Origin of the sequence: uncultured Oceanicoccus sp. (genome assembly GCF_963968385.1) — a bacterium.
GTDB lineage: Bacteria > Pseudomonadota > Gammaproteobacteria > Pseudomonadales > Dasaniaceae > Oceanicoccus.
Genome location: NZ_CAXAHB010000032.1, coordinates 1 through 21220 on the forward strand (window position 1 = coordinate 1; position 21220 = coordinate 21220).

The window sequence follows — 21220 nt, forward strand, 5'->3', positions numbered from 1 at the left end:
GGATAATAAAGCATTATGAATAGGAATGCCCGCGCCACGACAGTTAATCGCCAGTGTCACAGCTTGGTATTAATTGCAGTGGTACAATGGTGCATAATAGAACGGTTATGCTCGGGGTTGGATAGCGGGCAATACAATTATCATCATTAGAGAGCAAGAGTTTGTCCTTGGAAACCGCACAACCACCAGTGGATCAGCGACAACAGCAATTAGAGCAATGGCTGGCCGAGCAGTTGGGCGTTCAGCTGTCAGGCCAGCCCGCTGGTAGTGATGCCGGTTTTAGGCGCTATTTTCGTTATCAGCATAATGGCCGTTCACTGATTGCTATGGATGCGCCGCCTGACAAAGAAGACTGTCGTCCCTTTATTAATGTGGCGGCCATGCTGGCTCGGTCTGGTGTCCATGTGCCAGAGATTCTGGCTCAGGATTTGGCGCGCGGGTTTTTACTGTTAAGCGATCTGGGTTTGCAGACTTATCTGGACGTAATGAATCGGGCTGATTTTCATCTCGATCAGGCCGATGACTATTTTGCCGATGCTATCGAGGCGCTGATTAAATTCCAGTTAAGCAGCCAGCCCGATCAATTGCCTCCCTATGATGAGGCGCTATTAAGGCAGGAACTGGCTTTATTCCCCGAGTGGTATTTACAGCGTCACTTGGGCCTGACTATCGACGATACTTGCAGCCAATTACTGCAGTCATTGTTTGATCAGCTAATTAGCCAGATATTACCTCAGCAAAATGTCTATGTGCACCGCGATTTTATGCCCCGTAATCTAATGGTCAACCAAGGCGTTGGTGTCGGCGTATTGGATTTCCAGGATGCCGTCTATGGCCCCATCAGTTATGATATCAGTAGCCTATTTAAAGATGCCTTTATTAGTTGGCCGGAGGATAAAGTGACCGAATGGTTACAAGTCTATTGGACTCAGGCGCAGCAGGCGGGTTTGCCGGTACCGGATTCGTTTACCGATTTTCAGCGCCACTGCGATATCATGGCGACCCAGCGGCACCTTAAAGTTATTGGTATTTTTGCTCGCATAGCTTACCGCGATGGTAAATTTCGCTACTTAACCGATGTGCCCCGTTTTTTTGACTACCTAAAAACCGTTGCCCAGCGCAGACCGGAATTAACGGCATTGTCTGAACTGTTGGCTTTGCTAGAAAGCAAAACACAGGAATCACTATGAAAGCGATGATACTAGCCGCCGGTCTTGGCAAGCGTATGCGCCCGCTGACGGACAATACCCCCAAGCCATTATTACTCTGTGCCGGCAAGCCGCTGATTGTTTATCATATCGAAGCGCTGGTGGCGGCGGGGGTGACCGAGATCGTTATTAATCATGCCTACTTGGGTGAGCAGATCGAAGCGGCGCTGGGCGATGGCAGCCAATTTGGGGCCAGTATTCGCTACTCTGCAGAGCAGCAGCCGATGAATACCGGTGCAGGTATCGCCAATGCCTTGCCCTTGCTAGGCGATCAGCCATTTATTTTAACCAATGGTGATATCTGGACAGATTACGATTACGGTCAGTTAATCAATCAATCGGTTGAGCTAGCACATCTGGTTATGGTATCCAGTCCCGCACACCATCCGCAGGGTGATTTTTCATTAACCCAAAATGGACGTCTATTGCCTGATCGCGACAGTGCCGACGGGATTGCGCTAACGTATTCCGGTATTAGCCTATTGCACCCCAAGCTATTTGCTTTTTGTCCCAGCGGGCCTTTTCCCTTGCGCCAGCCTTTAATCGAAGCTATGAAAGAGCAGTGGGTGACCGCGGAGCATCATCAAGGTGCTTGGACTGATGTGGGAACTCCTGAGAGGCTAGAGCAGCTAGAACAACAAATACTAGCCAACCGCTAATCCGTTTGGTCATAAGATTATCTGCGCAGGTTTCTGTTAGATGACTTTTCCAGTAGGGTGATTTGCCGATGGCTTTTCAGTAGAATGGTTGCTCCGTTAGAGTGACGATAACTTTTTATGATAAAACCCCAGAAAGGTCATCCCATGAGTGATTTTTTAATAGCTCCCTCAATATTATCTGCAGATTTTGCCCGTCTGGGCGAAGAGGTCGATGCGGTATTAAAGGCGGGTGCTGATATCGTGCACTTTGATGTGATGGACAACCACTATGTGCCCAACCTGACGATTGGGCCTATGGTCTGTAAAGCCCTGCGTGATTATGGGGTGACCGCGCCGATTGATGTTCATCTGATGGTAAGCCCGGTTGATGGTTTAATTGGTGATTTTGCCAAAGCGGGCGCTTCTTATATTACCTTTCACCCCGATGCCTCAATCCATGTCGATCGTTCACTGGCAATGATTCGTGATGCCGGCTGTAAATCGGGATTGGTATTAAATCCAGCGATGGGTCTGGAGTCGTTAAAGTATGTGCTGGATAAAGTCGATATGATTTTATTGATGTCGGTCAACCCCGGTTTTGGCGGGCAGAAATTTATTCCTGCCACACTGGATAAACTGCGTGCCGTGCGTGAGCTCATCGACGCCAGTGGTCATGATATTCGTTTGGAAATTGATGGCGGCGTAACCGCCGATAATATTCGCGAAATTGCCGAAGCCGGTGCCGATACCTTTGTTGCAGGCTCAGCCATTTACAACAAACCTGATTACGCTGAAGCCATTGCTGCAATGCGTGCTCAGCTCGCGCTTGTTAAATAATATTCAGCCCCAAGCGGTGTTATTCGATCTGGATGGCACCCTGGTTGATAGTGTTCCTGATCTTTCCCATGCACTCGATGCTGCGTTTACTGAGCTAGGTTTTTCTGCACCCGGCGAAGACCGTGTGCGTGGTTGGGTAGGCAATGGCGCGCTAAAACTGGTCGAACGTGCTTTAGCCTTTTCATTAACTGATAAAAAAATTGAGCCGCAACGACTCAATCAAGTCCATCAGAAATTTTTATTTCACTATTCCTTATCTAATGGCAAGGCTAGCCGACTTTATGAGGGTGTTAGCGAAGCGTTGGAAATATTGCAGCGACAGAAGATACCTATGGCGATTGTGACTAACAAGCCTATTGAGTTTGTGCCGGGGCTATTATCCGGTTTAGGTATTAGCGGTTATTTTAAGGTGTTGGTTGGTGGTGAATGCACGCATAAAAGAAAACCTTCGCCGCAGCCGTTATTCTACGCCTGCCGATTACTGGGTGTGGAACCCTCGCAGTGTTTGATGGTGGGAGATTCCAAACAGGATGTGAGTGCAGCCAGAGCGGCGGGCATGGCTGTGGCGGCGGTGAGTTACGGCTACAACCATGGCGAGGCGATTGAATTGAGCGAGCCAGATTTTGTGCTAGCCGAGCTGCAAAGCTTTATGGGCAGTATTGTCAGTCAATAAAGGCCAGATCAGTCGCCAAAGTCCCAAAATTACCCTAACAGCGGCTTTTATTACGCAATTGGCTTGCGTACAATGCTAGCTATCCTGCCTTTACCTCTGGGCATGGAGAAACGGAAACAGCTGAAGAGCTTTAATAATGCACATAAAAAATAGACAACTGCTACTGGTTCAGGCCAGCACAGGTAGGCGCGAGATCAATCGCTGGCGATGGTAGCTCACCTGTGGTGGCGCACTCGATCAGGGCGCCCGCTGTCTGATTTTTACTGTTAACCGTTTTTCTCTAAGGACCAACCATGGATACCCAATTATTTGCCGATCTGGCAGCCAAAAACTATAACCGTATACCGGTTGCCCGTGAGGTGTTGGCTGATCTCGATACCCCCCTGAGCAGCTATCTTAAGCTGGCCGATGGCCCCTATTCCTACATCTTTGAGTCGGTGCAGGGCGGCGAGAAGTGGGGGCGTTATTCCATTATTGGTCTGCCTTCCCGTACCGTGCTGAAAATTGATGGCTTTCAGGCTGTGATCACTGTCGATGGCGAAATCACAGAAAGCCATGATCTAGAAGATCCTCTGGCCTTTGTTGAAGCCTTTCAGAATCGCTATCGGGTGCCGGAGCTATCTGAAATGCCTGCCTTTCATGGCGGTCTAGTCGGTTACTTTGGTTACGATACCGTGCGCTATGTCGAGCAACGACTTAAAGACAGCGCACCGCCGGATATGATTGGTACGCCGGATATTTTGTTGATGGTCTCCGACGAAGTGTTGGTATTTGATAATCTGACCGGCACCATCAAATTGATTGTTCATGCAGACCCCGCTGAACCCAATGCGCTGGTAAAAGCCGAACAGCGATTGCAGCAATTGGCTGAGCGACTGCCGCAGGCTACACCGGTATTGCCGGAATTTAATATACAAAAGGCAGCGGCTAACACCCTTGGCGAAGCCGATTTTGTCTCCAGTTTTGGCGAAGACAATTTTAAACAAGCGGTAGAAACTATTAAGGAATACGTATTGGCTGGAGATACTATGCAGGTGGTTGTCTCCCAGCGTTTATCCATTCCTTTTGCCTCAGCGCCGATCAATCTTTACCGAGCACTTCGCAATCTTAATCCTTCGCCCTATATGTATTTTCTTAATCTAGACGATTTTCATATCGTCGGTTCATCACCGGAAATACTGGCGCGATTAGAAAACGATACCGTTTATGTTCGCCCCATCGCCGGAACCCGTCGCCGCGGTCATAACGAACAAGAAGATATCGCCTTGGAAAAAGAACTGTTGGAAGATCCCAAAGAAATTGCCGAGCATTTAATGCTGATTGATTTGGGTCGCAATGATGCCGGTCGGGTGTCAGAAATTGGTACGGTAGAACTGACTGATAAAATGATTGTAGAGCGCTACTCTCACGTTATGCATATCGTCTCCAATGTCACCGGCCGTTTGAAAAAAGGTAAAACCGCGATGGATGTACTGCGCGCAACCTTGCCGGCGGGCACCTTAAGTGGTGCGCCCAAAATTCGCGCCATGGAAATTATCGACGAACTTGAACCGGTAAAACGCGGTGTTTATGGTGGAGCGGTGGGTTATCTGTCATGGCACGGCAATATGGATACCGCTATCGCTATCCGAACTGCTGTTATCAAAGACCAGCAGCTCCATGTCCAAGCCGGTGCCGGTGTGGTGGCCGATTCACAGCCACGGCTAGAGTGGAAAGAAACCATGAACAAAGCCCGAGCGATTTTTACCGCCGCTGCAATGGTGCAAGAAAAAGGAGGTGATCAATAATGTTATTAATGATCGATAACTATGATTCCTTTACCTATAACGTGGTGCAGTATCTGGGTGAGTTAAACGCAGATGTCAAAGTGGTGCGCAATGATGAAATCACCATTGATGAAATCAAAGCATTGCAGCCTGAGTGCATAGTGGTTTCACCGGGCCCTTGCACGCCAAACGAAGCCGGCGTATCAATGGCGGTGATTGAGCACTTTGCCGGTCAAGTGCCGGTGCTGGGTATTTGTCTGGGGCATCAAAGTATTGGCCAGGTATTTGGTGGCAAAATTGTGCGTGCCCGTCAGGTCATGCATGGTAAAACTTCGCCGATCTACCACAACAACCAAGGTGTGTTTGCCGGTTTGCGCAATCCCTTTGAAGCCACGCGCTATCATTCTCTGGTGATAGAAAAGCAGTCGCTACCCGATTGTCTGGAGATTACTGCTTGGACACAAACGGAAGACGGCGAAGTGGATGAGATTATGGCTGTGCGACATAAAACCCTTGCGGTTGAAGGCGTGCAGTTTCACCCAGAATCGATTTTGACAGAGCATGGTCACGACCTGCTACAAAACTTTTTAGAGTCTTGAGCGATGAATATTCAAACAGCCATTTCACAAGTCATAACAGGACAGTCCTTAACCACCGACGAAATGACCGCGGTAATGCGGCAGATTATGACTGGCGAGTGTACTGATGCACAAATCGCTGGTTTTTTAGTGGCACTGCGCATCAAGGGTGAGACCGTAGCAGAAATTACTGGGGCGGCTAACGTGATGCGCGAATTAGCGACAGGTGTTGCCGTAAGTGGCGACCACTTAGTTGATATCGTCGGCACCGGTGGTGATGGTATTAGTACCTTCAATATTTCCACCGCCAGTACCTTTGTGGTGGCAGCGGCTGGCGGTAAAGTGGCCAAGCATGGTAATCGTTCGGTCAGTTCTAATAGCGGTGCTGCTGATTTATTGGAAGCGGCGGGAGTCCGGTTAGATTTATCAGCGCAACAAGTTGCTCGCTGTGTTGATACCGTGGGCGTCGGTTTTATGTTTGCGTTAAATCATCACAGTGCCATGAAGCATGCCATCGGTCCGCGCAAAGAATTAGCGACACGCACGGTCTTTAATTTATTAGGGCCAATTACCAATCCGGCCGGCGTGCCCAATCAATTGTTGGGTGTTTTTAGCAAGCAGTGGGTTCGGCCGATTGCAGAAGTGTTAAAAGATTTAGGTAGTGAACATATTCTGGTGGTGCATTCTGCCGATGGTTTGGATGAAATCAGTATTGCTGATCAAACCTTTGTAGCTGAATTGAACAACGGCGAAATTACCGAATATACCATTACGCCAGAACAGTTTGGTATGCAGCGAAGTTCGTTGGCTGAGTTAAAAGTAGCGGATGCCCAACAAAGTCTGGCGCTGATTCGGTCTTTACTATCAGGCGCTGAAGGTGGTGCCAGTGATATTGTTGCCCTTAACGCCGGTGCAGCTATTTACGCAGCTAATATTGCTACTAGCCTGGAACAAGGTGTCAGCATGGCGCAGGATATATTGGCCAGCGGCACCGCTGCGGAAAAATTAAAAGAGCTGGCGCAAGTCACGCAAACCATGAAAGAGGCCTAAAGTTTTTATGGGCACCCCGACTATTTTAAAAAAAATTGTTGAACGCAAATATGAAGAAATCGCCGAGTGTTCAGCAACAAACTCCATGAGTGATTTGCAGCGGCAAATAAAAGCGCAAAGCCCTTGTCGTGGTTTTGTTCAGGCTATGGCTGATAAACTCGCTGCGGGGCAATCGGCCGTTATTGCCGAAGCTAAAAAAGCCTCGCCAAGCAAAGGGGTTATTCGCGAGTCGTTTGACCCTGCGGCTATTGCTGCCAGTTATGAACAAGGTGGCGCGGCCTGTCTATCGGTGCTGACCGATAAAGATTTTTTTCAGGGTAGTGAGGCGTATTTACAGCAGGCGCGTAAGGCCTGCTCGCTGCCGGTTATTCGCAAAGATTTTATCGTTGACCCCTATCAAGTGGTTGAAGCCCGTGCTATTGGCGCCGATTGTATTTTGCTAATTGCAGCCTGTTTGGAAGATCAACAAATGGCTGAGTTAGATGCGGCCGCCAAAGAACTCAATTTGGATGTCTTAATCGAGGTTCATAATCGTGAAGAGCTCGATCGCAGCCTGGGCTTAGGTAATACTCTGATGGGTATTAATAATCGCGACCTCAATACCTTTGAGACTTCACTGGACACTACCTTCGACCTATTGCCCCATATTCCAGCTGATCGCATTGTGGTGACAGAAAGCAGTATCCATACTGCTGGAGATATAGCCGCAATGCGTGAGCAGGGTGTTAATGCGTTTTTAGTCGGCGAGGCCTTTATGCGAGCGGAACAGCCCGGCGATAAATTACGCGAATTATTTTTTTAGCGATCAATAGCAAACGCATATAAGTTTGACTATTTGCGAGTTAATCTCAATATAACGGTGCCATGCCAATCTCACTCTATCAATCAGCTTGCGATCAAATTATTAAAAAATGACTTTCGATAATATCAGCATAGCAATAACAACGGCCTGGCAAGCGATGTCAGGCTTAGAGGTCGTGGCGGTTATTCTTGCTTTGGCCTATCTATTGTTGGCAGTGAAAGAACGTATCGAATGTTGGTATGCGGCACTGGCCAGTACGGCGATTTATATCTTCCTGTTCTGGGATGTTAATTTGCTGATGGAATCTGCTTTGCAGCTCTACTATCTAGTGATGGCCGTTTATGGCTGGTGGCAGTGGCGCAATCTTCAGCAGCACAATAATCAGGCGCCAATTGCTACTTGGTCTTTAGGTCAGCATACCGTTGTTATTGGCTTGGTGCTGATATTGACATGGATTAGCGGTTATCTTTTGTCAGCGAACACCGCCGCGGCATGGCCCTATATCGATTCTTTTACCACCTGGAGCGCGGTTGTTACCACTTATATGGTTGCCCGTAAGGTGCTGGAAAATTGGCTGTACTGGATAGTGATAGATAGCGTATCGATCTTTCTCTATATTGATAAGGGCTTATATCTAACAGCGATGCTGTTTGTGCTTTACGTTATTATTGCTATTGGCGGTTTTTTCCAATGGCTTTCACGCTACCAGCAACAGTCTTTACGACAGGTACATGTCTGAATCAACCACGGTTAATCATCTTCCCGAGCCCCCTGATATCAACACGATTTTGCAGGATTGGCGCAGTTGGTGTGAGCAACAGCCAAGCTTGATAAAACCGTTGGTGGGCGGCTTAACCAATCACAGTTATCTGGTGGCATCAGGCGGTGAATATTTTGTGGTGCGTATCAATGGTGTCGATAGTCGGGCTTTGGATTTACAACGTGATATCGAAGCGCAGGTGTTAGTGAATGTTTCCGCCACCGATATCGGTTTGCAGTTGGTTTATTGTGATCCTGACCAGGGTTATTTGGTCACTCGCTATATTGAGGGTCGGCAATGGCAACGATCTGATTCTCGAAGTCCTGAGGGCATTTACCGTTTGGCGAATTTGCTCAAGGCGATTCATGGTTTTCAGTCGATCAATAATTTTCTTGATGTGGGCAAAAAAGCTGACTACTACTGGCGACAGCTTGCTGACGATTGCGAGCTGACGCAAAGTTTACAGTCGCTAAAACCGCAAATAGATAATTATATTGCTCAGGCCAGCCAGCGAAACAGCGATCCGGTGTTATGCCACAATGATTTGACGATTGAAAATCTATTGCTTGGCAACGACGGTAAACTTCATGCGCTGGATTGGGAATATGCCGCCATGGGCGATGCTTTTTTTGATCTGGCAGTGATTGTTGAAGAGCATCAATTAAACCCATCCGAAGCACAGTACTTGTTGCAAAGCTATTTGGGTAGTAAACCTTCCAGAGAAGATGTAACGCGTCTTTATAGCAATCGAATAATCAGTTGTTATTTATCGGCACTTTGGTATGCGGTGAAAATCGCCACCGATTCTGCGCTGATCACTCATCAGGATTATAAGCACCGTCTACATTGTTTGCAGCAGCGGTTGGCGGCGGCGCTATAGCCCACAGTTAATAAAAGTTGCGCCATAGACCAAAGACGCTCAGCGCAAAAAGTATCAGCCCCAATCCGCGATAAAAGTTTTTTGGGTCGGCAGTCAGCATGCTGTCGTGAATGCGCAGGCCAATTATATGACCGATACCAGCTGCGGGTAATAACCATAGATGGTGAATTAATTGCAGATCAATACCCACATAGATAAATGCCGCCATCTTGATCGAGACTAAAACAAACCAGAGCACAAATAAGCTATCACGCAGTTGGTGACGATCAATATGATTGGCCAGTACCGCGATAATCAGTGGCGCACCAATCAATGAGGTGCCGCTGATATAGCCGCCCAGCATTAAGAAGATAATATCCAGATATTTGTTTTTGCTGCTAAAGGCTTTGTTAAAGATATAAGTGGTGGAATATACCGCGATGATCATAAAAATAATGCCGCTAAGCAGTTCAGGTGCCAGTGTGATCAGGCCGAATACACCGATTATTTTGGGGATGATAATGACTGCGAGGGCATAGCGTAGGTATTGCCAGTTAATGGTGCTGGCAATAGGGTTATCAGTATTGCTAGATTTCTTATGGTTTTTGATAACCGTTAGCGCAGAGAAGAATAGCAGGTGTACTGAAATCAATGGCAGCCAAATTAATGGGTCATTGACGATCATTAACAGAAAGGGCAATGAAAAAACTGCGCCACCAAAACCCAGCCCGGAGCGAACAACGCCGCTCCATATAAAGATAATCGCGATCAAGCCATATTGATGCCACAGAAGATCATGCATGGTCGATCAAAACTGCTATCACGGGTTAAGTGTGCCAAACAATTCGCCCATTGTTGTAGGTGTGCCTGCCTGAAGATTGTCGCGCCAGGCAATCGCATCGGGACCAAATAATACAATAGCGGTAGAGCCTAATTTAAAGCGCCCCATCTCTTCACCTTTATTTAGGGTAATCGGTTTTTGTTCGGCGAGGTAATTTTGTATGCGAATTTCCCGTTTGATCGGCGCTACTTGACCGGCCCAAACGGTTTCAATGCCGGCAACAATCATCGCGCCGACAAGAATAACCGCCATCGGTCCTGCTTCGGTTTCAAAGATACAGACAGCACGTTCATTGCGAGAAAATAATCGGGGTACATTTTCTGCCGTGGTGGTGTTGACGGAAAATAAATCGCCAGGCACATAGGCCATAGTTTTTAGTTTGCCCGTTAACGGCATATGCACCCGATGATAATCTTTGGGTGATAAATAAACCGTAGCAAACTTGCCGCCATAAAACGGTTTGGCCATATCTTTGTCGCCGCCAACTAATTCTTCCAGCGAATAGCTTTGTCCTTTGGCCTGAAAAATTCTGCCATTTTTAATATCGCCCAACTGGCTGATAGCGCCATCGGCGGGGCAGGCAATACTGTTGTCGGCATCGGTAATTGGCCGAGCCTGTGCTGTGAGTTCGCGGGTAAAAAAAGCATTAAAATTTTTATAGTTAAACGGATCCGGCTCGGCAGCCTCATCCATATTGACCTGATAGCGACCAATAAACCATTGAATAAATTTATTTTTGATCCACGGCCACTCGCACTCGGCGAACCAGCCGACAGCGCGCGACAGTATATGCTGTGGAACAATATATTGAAAAATAATAAATAAAATATTCATGTTGTTTGATCTCATCATTAATCGTTGGCGATGGGTGTATCTTCACGGTTACCCCACTCAGACCATGAGCCGTGGTAGCCTTTAATCTTTTGGTAGCCCAAGACTTTCATCGCTAGATAGCTTAAGCCAGAACGATGGTGAGTTTGGCAGTGGGTAACAATGTGTTTGTCTTGGCTAAGTCCCAGCGAATTTAAGCGCTGCTGTAATAGTTCGAGATCGACCAAGCGCATATTGCGATCGCGATCCATCAGTTCCAACCAATCCAGATTAACCGCTCCGGGAATATGGCCGCCGCGTTTGGCTAATACTTTGCTGCCATCATATTCGCCGGCGGAGCGGGCATCCCAAATAGCGAAGTCATCGTCGCCAAGCCTTGCCACAATATCTTCAACTTCGGCAATAGGATTTTGATCGATGGTGACAGCAAAATTGCTGGGGGTATTCTGATTGATAGTAGTTTCTAGTGGATGCCCTTCATTAACCCAGGCATGCAGTCCACCATTGAGATAGGAGTAATGACGGTGGCCCAGCACATCCAGCGTCCAGATTAGACGACCAGCCCAGCCGCCGCCTTCGTCGTCATAGGCAATAATATGTTGATTCGGAGTTAGGCCAACACGGGAAAATAATTCAGTCAGTTGCGCAACGGAGGGTAGTTTGCCAGGCGTTGGCGCTGTACCGCATTGCAGCGCTTTTGGCTCGATATGAATAGCGCTGGGTATATGATGTTTGGCATGATTGTCAGCGCTGCTGGTATCCAAAATTAATAGTGGATGCTCGCCTGAGTTCAGTAGCTCGGCAAGTTGTTCTGCCTCGAGTAATAGAGGTAATGAGGTCGACATGATTGTTCTCGGGTTTGCTATCGTGATTGCTTAACGGTTTGCGAGGCAGTGTACTACAAAATGGTTGGCAAAGGTTTGACCGTCTATCGGTTTAAAGCTGTTCCAGCGAATTAGCGATCGATTCAAAACTGGCCAAGCGGCGCTGGGTAATTTTTCCTTGCTCAACAGCGGCTAGCAATGCGCAACCCGGCTCGGACTGATGTTGGCAGTCGCGAAATTTACAGTGACCTAGATAGGGGCGAAACTCTACAAAGCCTTCTAGCACCTGTTGTCGTTGCATATGCCATAAGCCGAATTCTCGAATGCCGGGGGAATCGACTAAATCGCCACCGTCGGGAAAGTGAAACAATTTGGCAGTGGTGGTGGTGTGGGTGCCTTTGTCATGCGCTTTGGATAATGCCCCCACTTTACTATCAACACCGGGCAACAGCGCATTAATTAATGAGGATTTGCCAACGCCGGATTGCCCCACAAAAACACTGGTACGGTTTTTTAGCACGGTTTTTAATGCTGATAGGCCATCCATAGTTTGAGTGGAAGCCTGTAACACCTGATAGCCGATATCTGGATAAATAGATAAAAGTTGCTCGAGTTGGGCGCGGTTGCTGTCATCGATTAAATCGACTTTATTTAACAGGATAAGTGGCTCTATCCCCACCGATTCTGCTGCTACCAAATAACGATCAATTAAATTGGCGTGGGGTTCTGGCCGTGGTGCCAGCACGATGACGATGTAATCGATATTGGCGGCTACGGGCCGTAATTGCCCATGGATATCCGGTCGCGATAGCTCGCTTGCTCTAGCTTGGTTGGCCACAATCACGCCGGTTGGATTACCCGCTCGCCAGATAACACGATCGCCAGTGACCAGAGTGTCTAAATTAGCGCGCAGGTGGCAGCGAAAGATTTTGCCGGCATCATTGCCTTGCTGACATTCAACATCGACCTGACTGCCATAATGGGCAATCACCAAACCTTGCTGCTCATCCCCCAGTGCGCCTTCGCTTAATTGCTGGTCGACAAAGTCCGCCTTTTTACTGGCTCGCTCGCTGCGTTCATGCTGGATCTTTTTGACCCGCCAAGCCTGACGCCGGGTGAGTTTACGTTTCGACATATTTTGACATAGTAGATAAAATCATTTTATTCGGTAATAGTGTGCCTATTATTAAGAGAAGCAGGCAATTTTGCTACACTTACCGTTTATTTAGCCCGATATTCGGGTGTTTTATGGAATTTTTTATGTCTGACACTGCTAATAATAAAGCACTTAACCTGATCTGGATTGACCTTGAGATGACCGGCTTGAATCCCGAGGTTGATCATATTATTGAAATAGCCACCATTGTCACCGATTCAGAGCTCAATACCCTTGCCGAAGGGCCGGTGTTCGCGATTCACCAGAGTGACGAAATACTTATGGCGATGGATGAATGGAATACCACCCACCATGGCCGTTCCGGTCTCACCAAGCGGGTTCAGCAAAGTCAGATCAGCGTGGCTGAAGCCGAAGCAAAAACCATTGAGTTTTTACGCCAGCATGTGCCCGAGGGTGCATCGCCGATCTGCGGCAATAGCATTGGTCAGGATCGCCGCTTTCTGGTGAAGTATATGCCGCAGTTAGAAGCTTATTTTCACTACCGCAATTTGGATGTCAGTACCTTAAAGGAGTTAATGCGTCGCTGGCGGCCTGAATTAATGAGCGGTGTTAGCAAGCAAGGTGCGCATTTGGCGTTGGATGATATTCGTGAATCGATTGAAGAATTAAAATATTATCGCGAAGTCTTTATCAAAGTTTAGTCCGATGTATCAGGTGGCTGCCGTTATCAGGCAAAGGGCTTTGTTCAATGATTATCAACAGTCGGTTGCTTGATGCTGCCGTGTTAAGGCCCATTCAGTGTGTTCCCGAACCAGCGCCGAGGAGTGGCCGGTTTTCTCTTGTAGCGCTGCCACCACTTGGTCGGAGTGGGTGGCATTGCCCAGTGCTACAGCAATATTTCTCAGCCAGCATTCATAACCAATTCGCCGAATCGCGGAGCCTGCAGTCCGGCTGAGAAATTCTTCTTCAGTCCAGCGAAACAGTTCGATTAATTCTGAAGCTTGCAGATTGTGACGAGGTTGAAAGTCGGCTTCCCGTGTCGGTTCGGAAAATTTATTCCAGGGGCAGACCAGTTGGCAGTCATCACAGCCATAAATGCGATTACCCATTAATGGCCTTAGCTCAAGTGGAATACTTTCCCTCAGTTCAATGGTTAGATAGGAAATACAGCGCCGCGCATCCACTTGATTGGGGGCAACAATAGCGCCGGTGGGGCAATCGTCCAGACAGGCAGTGCAAGTGCCGCAATGCATGGTTTGCTGGGGTGGATCCAACGGTAGCGGCAGGTCGGTATAAATTTCACCGAGAAAAAACCATGATCCGGCTTTCGGATTAATCAGCATGGTGTTTTTGCCAATCCAGCCAAGGCCGGCTTTTTCTGCCAATGCTCTTTCTAACACCGGCGCACTATCTACAAAAGCGCGATGATTATGTTGCCCTGCCACAGCAGCAATTTTTTCTGCCAGCAGCGCCAGCCGTTTGCGCATAAGCTTGTGATAGTCGCGGCCAAGGGCATAGCGGGAAATATAGGCTTTATGGCTGTCGGCCAACACCTCTGCCATATCATCTGTATCCGGCAGATAGTCCATCCGCGCACTTAATACTCGTAAAGTGCCGGGTAATAGCTGTTCGGGTCGCGAGCGTTTCTCGCCATGACTGGCCATATACTGCATATCGCCGTGGAAATTTTTCTCCAGCCAGCGTTGCAGGTGTTGGCGGGGTTGATCGAGATCAATATCACTAATCCCTATTTGCTGAAACCCCAGCTCTTGACCCCACTGACGAATTTGCGTCATCAACAAAGAAAGATCGCTGCTAGTGATCTCGTCAGGATTGTGATCGTGGTGATTGGTCATCGTAGTTAGCGGTAGCTTCAATTATAATAAGGGTTGCTAGTTTGACAGATTAACAGCCCAACCGATAATTTCACTGAGTAATAGAGTTAGATAGATGGATAGAACGATCGCCAATAATAACAATTTGCCTGCACTTTTATACCGTGCCGAACAGGTTCGTGAGCTGGATCGTATCGCTATTGATCAACACGATATTTCCGGTTTTACTCTGATGCGTCGGGCTGCAAAAGCCGCTTTTGACGTGTTGTTGGCCCAGTATCCTGAACTGGGCCGATTAATTATTTTCTGCGGTGCGGGCAATAACGGCGGTGACGGTTATGCCATGGCCAGTCTGGCGCGCCAGCGCGGGATTGATGTTGAGCTTATTGAGTGCGGCGATGCGGCAAAAATTTCTGGCGATGCGTTGCAAGCTAAACAGCATGCGCTGCAAGATGGCGTCACCATGATTAAATTTTCTCCCAATTTGCAGTTGGAGCAGGGTGTGATCGTGGATTCGCTGTTAGGCACAGGGTTAAGTGGCGATGTGCGTGGCGTGGCGGCAGAGGCGATTGCGGTTATTAATTGCTGTGCATTACCGGTGTTGGCTATGGATATTCCCTCTGGTCTATGCAGTGATACCGGTCGTGTGCTGGGTAGTGCGGTATCAGCCGACCATACGGTCAGTTTTATTGGATTGAAGCAGGGACTTTTGACCGGATCCGGACCTGATTATGCTGGAGCTGTGCATTTCCATGATTTGTCGGTGCCTGCAACGGTTTTTCAGCAGGTAGCTAACAATAGCGAACGGCTGGTTTTGTCAGAGCTATTGGCTAGGTTGCCCAAAAGACAAGCTTCTGCCCATAAGGGACATTTCGGCCATGTGATGGTCACCGGCGGCGCTGCCGGTATGGCCGGCGCTGTGGCCATGGCGTCGCAGGCGGCCTGCCGAGTCGGCGCCGGACTGGTTTCCTGTGCTACCCGCCCTGAACATATTGCCGCCATTGTCAGCCGCTGCCCTGAGGTGATGGCTCATGGGGTTATCTCGGGTCAGGAAATCGAACCTTTATTAAGCTCTGCCTCGGTGGTGGTGGTCGGTCCGGGCTTGGGGCAGGGTGCATGGGCAGAACAATTACTGCAAAAAGTAGCCGCATTAACCGTGCCGCTGGTGGTTGATGCCGATGCATTGAATCTACTTGCCGCTGGCCGCGCAGTCAAAACTCGTCAAAGAGATAACTGGATTTTGACGCCTCATCCCGGCGAAGCGGCTCGTTTATTGGGTTGCTCTACAGCTGAGATTCAGCAAGATCGCTTTGCCGCGGTCACAGCCTTACAGCAACGCTATGGTGGAACCGTGATTTTAAAAGGGGCAGGGACTCTGGTGGCCGATGGTGAAAGCGATCAAGTCGCTTTATGCACTTATGGCAACCCCGGTATGGCTGCCGGTGGCATGGGTGATATTTTAACTGGTGTATTGGGTGCTTTACTGGCTCAGGGTTTTAGTCCTGCCAGCGCAGCTCGACTAGGTGTTTGCCTGCATGCCGTTGCCGGCGATCGGGCGGCGATGGGTGGTCAGCGTGGCATGATAGCTACCGATTTGCTGCCGCATCTTCGAACGCTGATGAATCCAACGGTTTAGCGATCTATGATTTCCCTGTCACAACAGTTAATCGGTGAAGAGGCCATGGTGGCCTTTGGCGTCGTGCTAGGTAAGGCCTGTCAGCAAAAAAAACTGGTGGTGTTCCTTGAGGGTGATTTGGGTATGGGCAAAACCACCCTCAGCCGTGGCATATTGCAATCCTATGGTCATCAGCATGCGGTTAAAAGTCCGACTTATACCTTGGTGGAACCCTATGAGTTTAATGATGCCCAAGTCTATCATTTTGATTTATACCGCTTGGGTGATCCGCAAGAGTTGGAATATATGGGTATACGCGATTATTTTGCCGATGATAAAACCCTGTGTTTGGTCGAGTGGCCAGAAAAGGGCCGGATGTTTTTACCTACGGCGGATTTGGTGATTAGAATAAATGTAATAACCGGAGGAAGAGAGGTGACCGTTAGCGCTAATACTTCGGCTGGGGAAGGCGTATTAGGCCAACTCCATCTATAATGAAGCTGATATTGTTTGTTGTTTTAGTTAACAGACAATAAAGACAACCACTAAAAAGTGAACATGTTGAATCGAGTATTACACCCCAATCTGCGCTTTATGCAGGCCATGCTACTGGTGCTTTGCAGTCAGGTGTTGTATTGCTCTGAGGTGTTTGCCGCCAAGGTGAATGATATTCGTGTATGGCGCGCGCCGGATCATACTCGGGTGGTATTGGATTTGTCCTCACCTGCCAGCTATAAAATTATGCAGCTCTCCAGCCCTGATCGTATCGTGATTGATATTAATAATACCGCATTAAAAACCGATCTAAAAAAACTCGATTTACAAAATAGTCCTATTACAAAAGTGCGCAGCGCAGTTAAGGATAAAAAAGATTTGCGTGTCGTACTGGATGTTAATAGCAAAGTGACGCCTCGCAGTTTTTTGCTTAAAGCTAGCAAGCAATTAGGCGATCGTTTGGTTGTTGATCTTTACGATAAAAAGCAGACCAAGCAAGTCGTTAAACATATCAATGACAGTAAAAAGCGCGACATCGTTATTGCTATCGATGCCGGTCACGGCGGTGAAGATCCCGGCGCTAGTGGCCCTAATCGTTTGCGTGAAAAAAACGTCGTATTGGCAATGGCCAAAGAGCTGAATTATTTACTTAAAAAAGAAAAAGGCTACAAGCCAGTCATGTTAAGAACCGGCGACTACTATATTGGCCTAAAAACCCGTCGCGATCTGGCGCGTAAAGCGCAAGCCGATTTAATGGTCTCGATTCATGCTGACGCCTTTCACGATCCAAGAGCCAATGGCACATCGGTGTATGCGCTATCACGCAGAGGTGCCACCAGTGCAATGGCACAGGCATTAGCTGATGATGCCAATACTTCGGATTTAGTCGGTGGGGTCAGTTTAAGTGATAAGGATGATGTGTTGGCCGGTGTATTGGCGGACTTGTCGATGGGTGCGAGCATGGACATTAGTATGCAGCTCGGCAAGGGTGTGATCGGCGAAATGGGAAAAATTTCCCGTTTGCATAGTAAGAAAGTGGAACTGGCTAATTTCTCCGTGCTGCGTTCGGCCGATGTGCCATCAATACTGGTTGAAACCGGTTTTATTTCCAACCCCGCTGAATCGAAAAAACTGAAGTCAAAAGCCTATCAGCGAAAAATGTCGCGAGCTATCTTTAATGGCATTGTTAAGTATTTTTCCCATAGTCCGCCGCCGGACACTTACTTGGCCTGGCAAAAGCGTCAGCGAGATAAAACCATTAACTATGTAGTTGCTCGTGGTGATACACTTTCCGGTATTGCCAAGCGTTTTCAGGTATCGGTTAATGCTATTCAACGAGAAAATGATTTGGCTACCAGTGTGATCAAAGTTGGCCAACGTATTGTTATTCCCTCCTCCTGATAAGGCGTTATGTCAAAAATAAAACTGCTTAGTCCAAGACTGGCCAACCAAATTGCCGCTGGTGAAGTGGTGGAACGCCCTGCCTCTGTAATTAAAGAATTAGTAGAAAACAGTATGGATGCTGGTGCCACTCGGATTGATGTCGATATCGAAGCCGGTGGCGTTAAATTAATGCGTGTGCGCGATAATGGCGGCGGCATTGAGCAGGACGATATGGCCTTGGCGCTAAGTCGTCACGCAACCAGTAAAATTATTGAGCTAGAAGATTTGGAAAAAGTTGGCACTCTGGGTTTTCGAGGTGAGGCGTTGGCGAGTATCAGCTCGGTATCGCGTTTAACCATGTTGTCGAATACCGCTGAGCAAGGCCCTGGCTGGAAAGCGCAATCGGAAGGCCGTGATATGACGGTGGACGTTAGTCCTGCACCGCATCCGCAAGGTACCACGGCCGAAGTGCGGGATTTGTTTTTTAACACCCCGGCGCGAAGAAAATTTCTGCGCACAGAAAAAACCGAGTTTGGTCATTTGGAAGAAGTGATTAAACGTCAATCGCTTAGCCGTTTTGATGTCGGTTTTTATTTAAACCATAACGGCAAAGCGATTCATGCTTTAAAGCCTTGCAGCAGCCAGTTAGAACGCGAGCGTAGAGTCGCATCGGTTTGCGGTCCCGCTTTTATGCAACATACATTGCATATTGATACCGAGGCGGCGGGTTTGCGTTTATGGGGGTGGGTGGCGTTGCCGACTTTTTCCCGCAGCCAGAGTGACCTGCAACACTTTTTTGTCAATGGTCGCGTCATTCGCGATAAGTTGGTCAGTCATGCGGTGCGTCAAGCCTATCGTGATGTATTATTTCATGGCCGCCATCCCGCGTTTGTTTTATATCTTGAATTAGATCCTTCGAATGTGGATGTTAATGTGCACCCGACGAAGCACGAGGTGCGTTTTCGTGATGGTCGAACGGTACATAATTTTCTATTTCGCAGTTTGCATCACCTCTTGGCCGAAGTGCGTCCGGAAGATCAGCTAGCTCCAACCATGCTAAATGCGGAGCAAGCGCCGGCCACCGGCATTAGTGGTGGAGAGTTCCAACAGCAAGAAACTATTAACCTGCGACCTGATGGCGGCGATCGGCCATCGTCTCAACAGGTGCAAAAACAGCTGGCCGGCTATCATTCGATTTATAGTGGCGGCAAAACCACTAGCCATGATCGCGGTGCAATTATGCCGGCACCAGCACCCATGCAGCATGAAGGAGAGATTCCACCCTTGGGCTATGCACTGGCACAGCTAAAGGGTATTTATATTCTCGCTGAGAATGAGCAAGGTTTGGTGTTGGTCGATATGCATGCCGCCCATGAACGCATTACCTATGAGCGGATGAAAAATTCCCGCGAAGGCGAGGGTATTCAAACCCAACCTTTATTAGTCCCCGAGTCAATGGCGGTCAGTCAACGTGAAGCGGATTATGTTGATGAACATGCCGATCTCTTTGCCAGCTTGGGATTGAGACTGGAACGTGCCGGCCCTGAATCTTTAATGATTAGAGAAGTGCCAATTATTTTGCAAGGCAGTGATGTCGAACAATTGGTGCGAGATGTATTATCAGATCTGATCGAGCATGGCAGCACTGATCGCATTCAGTCCCATATCAATGAAATTCTATCGACCATGGCCTGTCATGGTTCTATTCGCGCCAATCGCCGTTTAACCATTCCTGAAATGAACGCTTTATTGCGGGATATGGAAGCAACCGAACGCAGCGGGCAATGTAACCATGGCCGACCCACCTGGACACAAATGTCTTTGGACGAGTTAGATAAGTTATTTCTGCGTGGCCAGTAGATTAATCATTGAGCTGCATAGGTTTGAGTTACGCACTGTGAACAGCTTTAATAGTGATAGCTTTATTTGAGAGGTAATGACTGTTTTATTTTGCGTATAAGTTTTCGCAGCCAATGGTTTTTACTATGGCGTTGCGATCAACTTGTGATTGACAACCATAGTCTTAAACCAATAGGCACCCATGACCAGCAACGTTTTACCTCCCGCCATATTTTTAATGGGCCCGACTGCCTCTGGTAAAACAGATTTGGCGATACAGCTGTGCCAGCAGCTACGCTGTGAAATTATCAGTGTCGATTCTGCGCTGATTTATCGCGATATGGATATCGGTTCAGCCAAACCGTCGGCGCAGGAATTGGCGTTGGCCCCGCATCGTTTAATCAATAAGCTTGATGTTACCCAGCGTTATTCTGCGGCCGAGTTTCGTGCTGATGCCCTGCGTGAAATGGCCGAGATAACCGCGCGGGGCAATATCCCGCTGTTAGTGGGCGGCACCATGTTGTATTTTAAGGCGCTGATTGACGGTATGGCGGAGATGCCGGCAGCCGATGCCAGTATTCGTGAGCGCATCGAGCAGGATGCGAAACAGCATGGTTGGCCCTATGTTCATGCGCAATTGGCCGAAGTTGATCCTGAGTCCGCGGCGCGTATTCATCCCAACCATTCTCAGCGCATTGAGCGCAGTCTTGAGATCTATCGCGCTACGGGTATCCCCATGACCGAGCATCATCAGCAACAGCAGCAAAGCGCTTTGCCTTATGATGTTATTCAGTTGGCTCTGGCACCGCTGGACAGAGCCATATTGCACCGCCGGATCGAACAAAGATTTCATCAAATGTTGGCCCAAGGTTTTGAAGACGAGGTCATAGCATTGCGTCAGCGTGAGGGTCTGCATTTGGATTTACCATCAATGAGAGCGGTCGGCTACCGACAAATGTGGCAATACCTCGATGGTGAGCTGGACCGAGCAGCAATGATTGAGCGCGGTATTATCGCTACCCGGCAATTAGCCAAACGTCAGTTTACTTGGCTTAATAGTTGGGATGCATTGCACTGGTTACATACCGATGAGCAAGGCTTATTAATCAGCAGCGAAGCCACAGCCGCCCATATGGCGGGCTTGGAAGGCCGGCCGCCACTGGCATTGGCGTTGAAATATCTTCGCCGCTTTGCTACCTAAGGCCATGATTTGGACTATAATGGCTATGTTTAAAATCTATCAGTACTGATTTGCCGTATATTTGCCGT

Annotated in this window: 21 protein-coding genes; 16 read left to right on the forward strand and 5 right to left on the reverse strand. The window is 48.3% G+C overall.

The features are described from left to right. Positions 1–161 precede the first annotated feature (161 nt). The 10 genes from AACP44_RS04970 to AACP44_RS05015 all read left to right on the forward strand — a co-directional run bounded on the left by AACP44_RS04970 (position 162) and on the right by AACP44_RS05015 (position 9192). On the forward strand, positions 162–1190 hold the full coding sequence (locus tag AACP44_RS04970; protein ID WP_339339375.1) for a phosphotransferase: 1029 nt from the start codon (positions 162–164) through the stop codon (positions 1188–1190). After that, positions 1187–1867: an N-acetylmuramate alpha-1-phosphate uridylyltransferase MurU gene (gene murU, locus AACP44_RS04975; RefSeq protein WP_339339376.1), complete on the forward strand. Its 681-nt coding sequence runs from the start codon at positions 1187–1189 to the stop codon at positions 1865–1867. The genes AACP44_RS04970 and murU overlap by 4 nt, the downstream gene beginning before the upstream one ends. A 144-nt stretch (positions 1868–2011) precedes the next feature. Next, entirely contained in the window at positions 2012–2683 is a 672-nt protein-coding gene (rpe, locus tag AACP44_RS04980) for a ribulose-phosphate 3-epimerase (RefSeq protein WP_339339377.1), read from the forward strand. Then, complete coding sequence (locus AACP44_RS04985; RefSeq protein ID WP_339339378.1) at positions 2673–3356, forward strand: phosphoglycolate phosphatase; 684 nt, start codon at positions 2673–2675, stop codon at positions 3354–3356. The genes rpe and AACP44_RS04985 overlap by 11 nt, the downstream gene beginning before the upstream one ends. A gap of 293 nt (positions 3357–3649) precedes the next feature. Beyond that, a complete protein-coding gene (trpE, locus tag AACP44_RS04990; RefSeq protein ID WP_339339379.1) occupies positions 3650–5143 on the forward strand; it encodes an anthranilate synthase component I in 1494 nt (497 codons plus the stop codon). After that, the gene (locus AACP44_RS04995) at positions 5143–5721 is read left to right on the forward strand and encodes an aminodeoxychorismate/anthranilate synthase component II (protein WP_339339380.1); all 579 of its coding nucleotides are present in this window, start codon (positions 5143–5145) and stop codon (positions 5719–5721) included. Before trpE ends, AACP44_RS04995 begins: the two co-directional genes overlap by 1 nt. Positions 5722–5724: 3 nt before the next feature. Then, entirely contained in the window at positions 5725–6750 is a 1026-nt protein-coding gene (gene trpD / locus AACP44_RS05000) for an anthranilate phosphoribosyltransferase (protein WP_339339381.1), read from the forward strand. Between the two features lie 7 nt (positions 6751–6757). After that, on the forward strand, positions 6758–7552 hold the full coding sequence (gene trpC, locus AACP44_RS05005) for an indole-3-glycerol phosphate synthase TrpC (RefSeq protein WP_339339382.1): 795 nt from the start codon (positions 6758–6760) through the stop codon (positions 7550–7552). Between the two features lie 157 nt (positions 7553–7709). Further along, positions 7710–8291, forward strand: coding sequence for a nicotinamide riboside transporter PnuC (gene pnuC / locus AACP44_RS05010; protein ID WP_339339383.1), 582 nt, complete (start codon positions 7710–7712; stop codon positions 8289–8291). Beyond that, positions 8284–9192 carry a choline/ethanolamine kinase family protein gene (locus AACP44_RS05015; RefSeq protein ID WP_339339384.1) on the forward strand — a complete coding sequence of 303 codons (909 nt, stop codon included), beginning with the start codon at positions 8284–8286 and terminating at the stop codon, positions 9190–9192. Before pnuC ends, AACP44_RS05015 begins: the two co-directional genes overlap by 8 nt. A 7-nt stretch (positions 9193–9199) precedes the next feature. Here the strand turns inward: AACP44_RS05015 and AACP44_RS05020 are convergent, their stop codons facing one another. From AACP44_RS05020 to rsgA, 4 genes are all read right to left on the reverse strand, one after another. Next, positions 9200–9973, reverse strand: coding sequence for a TSUP family transporter (locus AACP44_RS05020; RefSeq protein ID WP_339339385.1), 774 nt, complete (start codon positions 9971–9973; stop codon positions 9200–9202). 18 nt (positions 9974–9991) lie between these two features. Further along, positions 9992–10846, reverse strand: a complete 855-nt coding sequence (gene asd, locus AACP44_RS05025; RefSeq protein ID WP_339339386.1) for an archaetidylserine decarboxylase — start codon at positions 10844–10846, stop codon at positions 9992–9994. A gap of 17 nt (positions 10847–10863) precedes the next feature. Next, the gene (locus tag AACP44_RS05030; RefSeq protein WP_339339387.1) at positions 10864–11688 is read right to left on the reverse strand and encodes a rhodanese-like domain-containing protein; all 825 of its coding nucleotides are present in this window, start codon (positions 11686–11688) and stop codon (positions 10864–10866) included. Between the two features lie 91 nt (positions 11689–11779). Further along, positions 11780–12802, reverse strand: coding sequence for a small ribosomal subunit biogenesis GTPase RsgA (rsgA, locus tag AACP44_RS05035; protein ID WP_339339388.1), 1023 nt, complete (start codon positions 12800–12802; stop codon positions 11780–11782). A gap of 125 nt (positions 12803–12927) precedes the next feature. Between rsgA and orn the strand changes: the two genes are divergently transcribed. Further along, positions 12928–13485: an oligoribonuclease gene (gene orn, locus AACP44_RS05040; protein WP_339339389.1), complete on the forward strand. Its 558-nt coding sequence runs from the start codon at positions 12928–12930 to the stop codon at positions 13483–13485. Positions 13486–13539: 54 nt separating this feature from the next. Here orn and queG read toward each other — a convergent pair whose 3' ends face one another. Beyond that, complete coding sequence (gene queG, locus AACP44_RS05045; RefSeq protein WP_339339390.1) at positions 13540–14640, reverse strand: tRNA epoxyqueuosine(34) reductase QueG; 1101 nt, start codon at positions 14638–14640, stop codon at positions 13540–13542. 94 nt (positions 14641–14734) lie between these two features. On the opposite strand from queG, the gene AACP44_RS05050 reads away from it, so the two are divergent. The 5 genes from AACP44_RS05050 (at position 14735) to miaA (ending at position 21152) form a co-directional block, all read left to right on the forward strand. Next, complete coding sequence (locus AACP44_RS05050; protein ID WP_339339391.1) at positions 14735–16255, forward strand: NAD(P)H-hydrate dehydratase; 1521 nt, start codon at positions 14735–14737, stop codon at positions 16253–16255. A gap of 6 nt (positions 16256–16261) precedes the next feature. Beyond that, positions 16262–16729, forward strand: a complete 468-nt coding sequence (gene tsaE, locus AACP44_RS05055; RefSeq protein WP_339339392.1) for a tRNA (adenosine(37)-N6)-threonylcarbamoyltransferase complex ATPase subunit type 1 TsaE — start codon at positions 16262–16264, stop codon at positions 16727–16729. A gap of 63 nt (positions 16730–16792) precedes the next feature. Continuing rightward, complete coding sequence (locus tag AACP44_RS05060) at positions 16793–18130, forward strand: N-acetylmuramoyl-L-alanine amidase (RefSeq protein WP_339339393.1); 1338 nt, start codon at positions 16793–16795, stop codon at positions 18128–18130. 9 nt (positions 18131–18139) lie between these two features. Beyond that, positions 18140–19972, forward strand: coding sequence for a DNA mismatch repair endonuclease MutL (mutL, locus tag AACP44_RS05065; protein ID WP_339339394.1), 1833 nt, complete (start codon positions 18140–18142; stop codon positions 19970–19972). A 181-nt stretch (positions 19973–20153) separates the two neighbouring features. Further along, positions 20154–21152, forward strand: a complete 999-nt coding sequence (gene miaA / locus AACP44_RS05070; protein WP_339339395.1) for a tRNA (adenosine(37)-N6)-dimethylallyltransferase MiaA — start codon at positions 20154–20156, stop codon at positions 21150–21152. Positions 21153–21220: the final 68 nt, after the last annotated feature.

What these genes read in the sequence shown, in the direction of transcription:
- murU (WP_339339376.1), top strand. Translation starts at nt 1,187, where the DNA reads ATGAAAGCGATGATACTAGCCGCCGGTCTTGGCAAGCGTATGCGCCCG.
- rpe (WP_339339377.1), top strand. Translation starts at nt 2,012, where the DNA reads ATGAGTGATTTTTTAATAGCTCCCTCAATATTATCTGCAGATTTTGCC.
- trpE (WP_339339379.1), top strand. Translation starts at nt 3,650, where the DNA reads ATGGATACCCAATTATTTGCCGATCTGGCAGCCAAAAACTATAACCGT.
- AACP44_RS04995 (WP_339339380.1), top strand. Translation starts at nt 5,143, where the DNA reads ATGTTATTAATGATCGATAACTATGATTCCTTTACCTATAACGTGGTG.
- trpD (WP_339339381.1), top strand. Translation starts at nt 5,725, where the DNA reads ATGAATATTCAAACAGCCATTTCACAAGTCATAACAGGACAGTCCTTA.
- trpC (WP_339339382.1), top strand. Translation starts at nt 6,758, where the DNA reads ATGGGCACCCCGACTATTTTAAAAAAAATTGTTGAACGCAAATATGAA.
- pnuC (WP_339339383.1), top strand. Translation starts at nt 7,710, where the DNA reads ATGTCAGGCTTAGAGGTCGTGGCGGTTATTCTTGCTTTGGCCTATCTA.
- AACP44_RS05015 (WP_339339384.1), top strand. Translation starts at nt 8,284, where the DNA reads ATGTCTGAATCAACCACGGTTAATCATCTTCCCGAGCCCCCTGATATC.
- AACP44_RS05020 (WP_339339385.1), bottom strand. Translation starts at nt 9,973, where the DNA reads ATGCATGATCTTCTGTGGCATCAATATGGCTTGATCGCGATTATCTTT.
- asd (WP_339339386.1), bottom strand. Translation starts at nt 10,846, where the DNA reads ATGAATATTTTATTTATTATTTTTCAATATATTGTTCCACAGCATATA.
- AACP44_RS05030 (WP_339339387.1), bottom strand. Translation starts at nt 11,688, where the DNA reads ATGTCGACCTCATTACCTCTATTACTCGAGGCAGAACAACTTGCCGAG.
- rsgA (WP_339339388.1), bottom strand. Translation starts at nt 12,802, where the DNA reads ATGTCGAAACGTAAACTCACCCGGCGTCAGGCTTGGCGGGTCAAAAAG.
- orn (WP_339339389.1), top strand. Translation starts at nt 12,928, where the DNA reads ATGTCTGACACTGCTAATAATAAAGCACTTAACCTGATCTGGATTGAC.
- queG (WP_339339390.1), bottom strand. Translation starts at nt 14,640, where the DNA reads ATGACCAATCACCACGATCACAATCCTGACGAGATCACTAGCAGCGAT.
- AACP44_RS05050 (WP_339339391.1), top strand. Translation starts at nt 14,735, where the DNA reads ATGGATAGAACGATCGCCAATAATAACAATTTGCCTGCACTTTTATAC.
- tsaE (WP_339339392.1), top strand. Translation starts at nt 16,262, where the DNA reads ATGATTTCCCTGTCACAACAGTTAATCGGTGAAGAGGCCATGGTGGCC.
- AACP44_RS05060 (WP_339339393.1), top strand. Translation starts at nt 16,793, where the DNA reads ATGTTGAATCGAGTATTACACCCCAATCTGCGCTTTATGCAGGCCATG.
- mutL (WP_339339394.1), top strand. Translation starts at nt 18,140, where the DNA reads ATGTCAAAAATAAAACTGCTTAGTCCAAGACTGGCCAACCAAATTGCC.
- miaA (WP_339339395.1), top strand. Translation starts at nt 20,154, where the DNA reads ATGACCAGCAACGTTTTACCTCCCGCCATATTTTTAATGGGCCCGACT.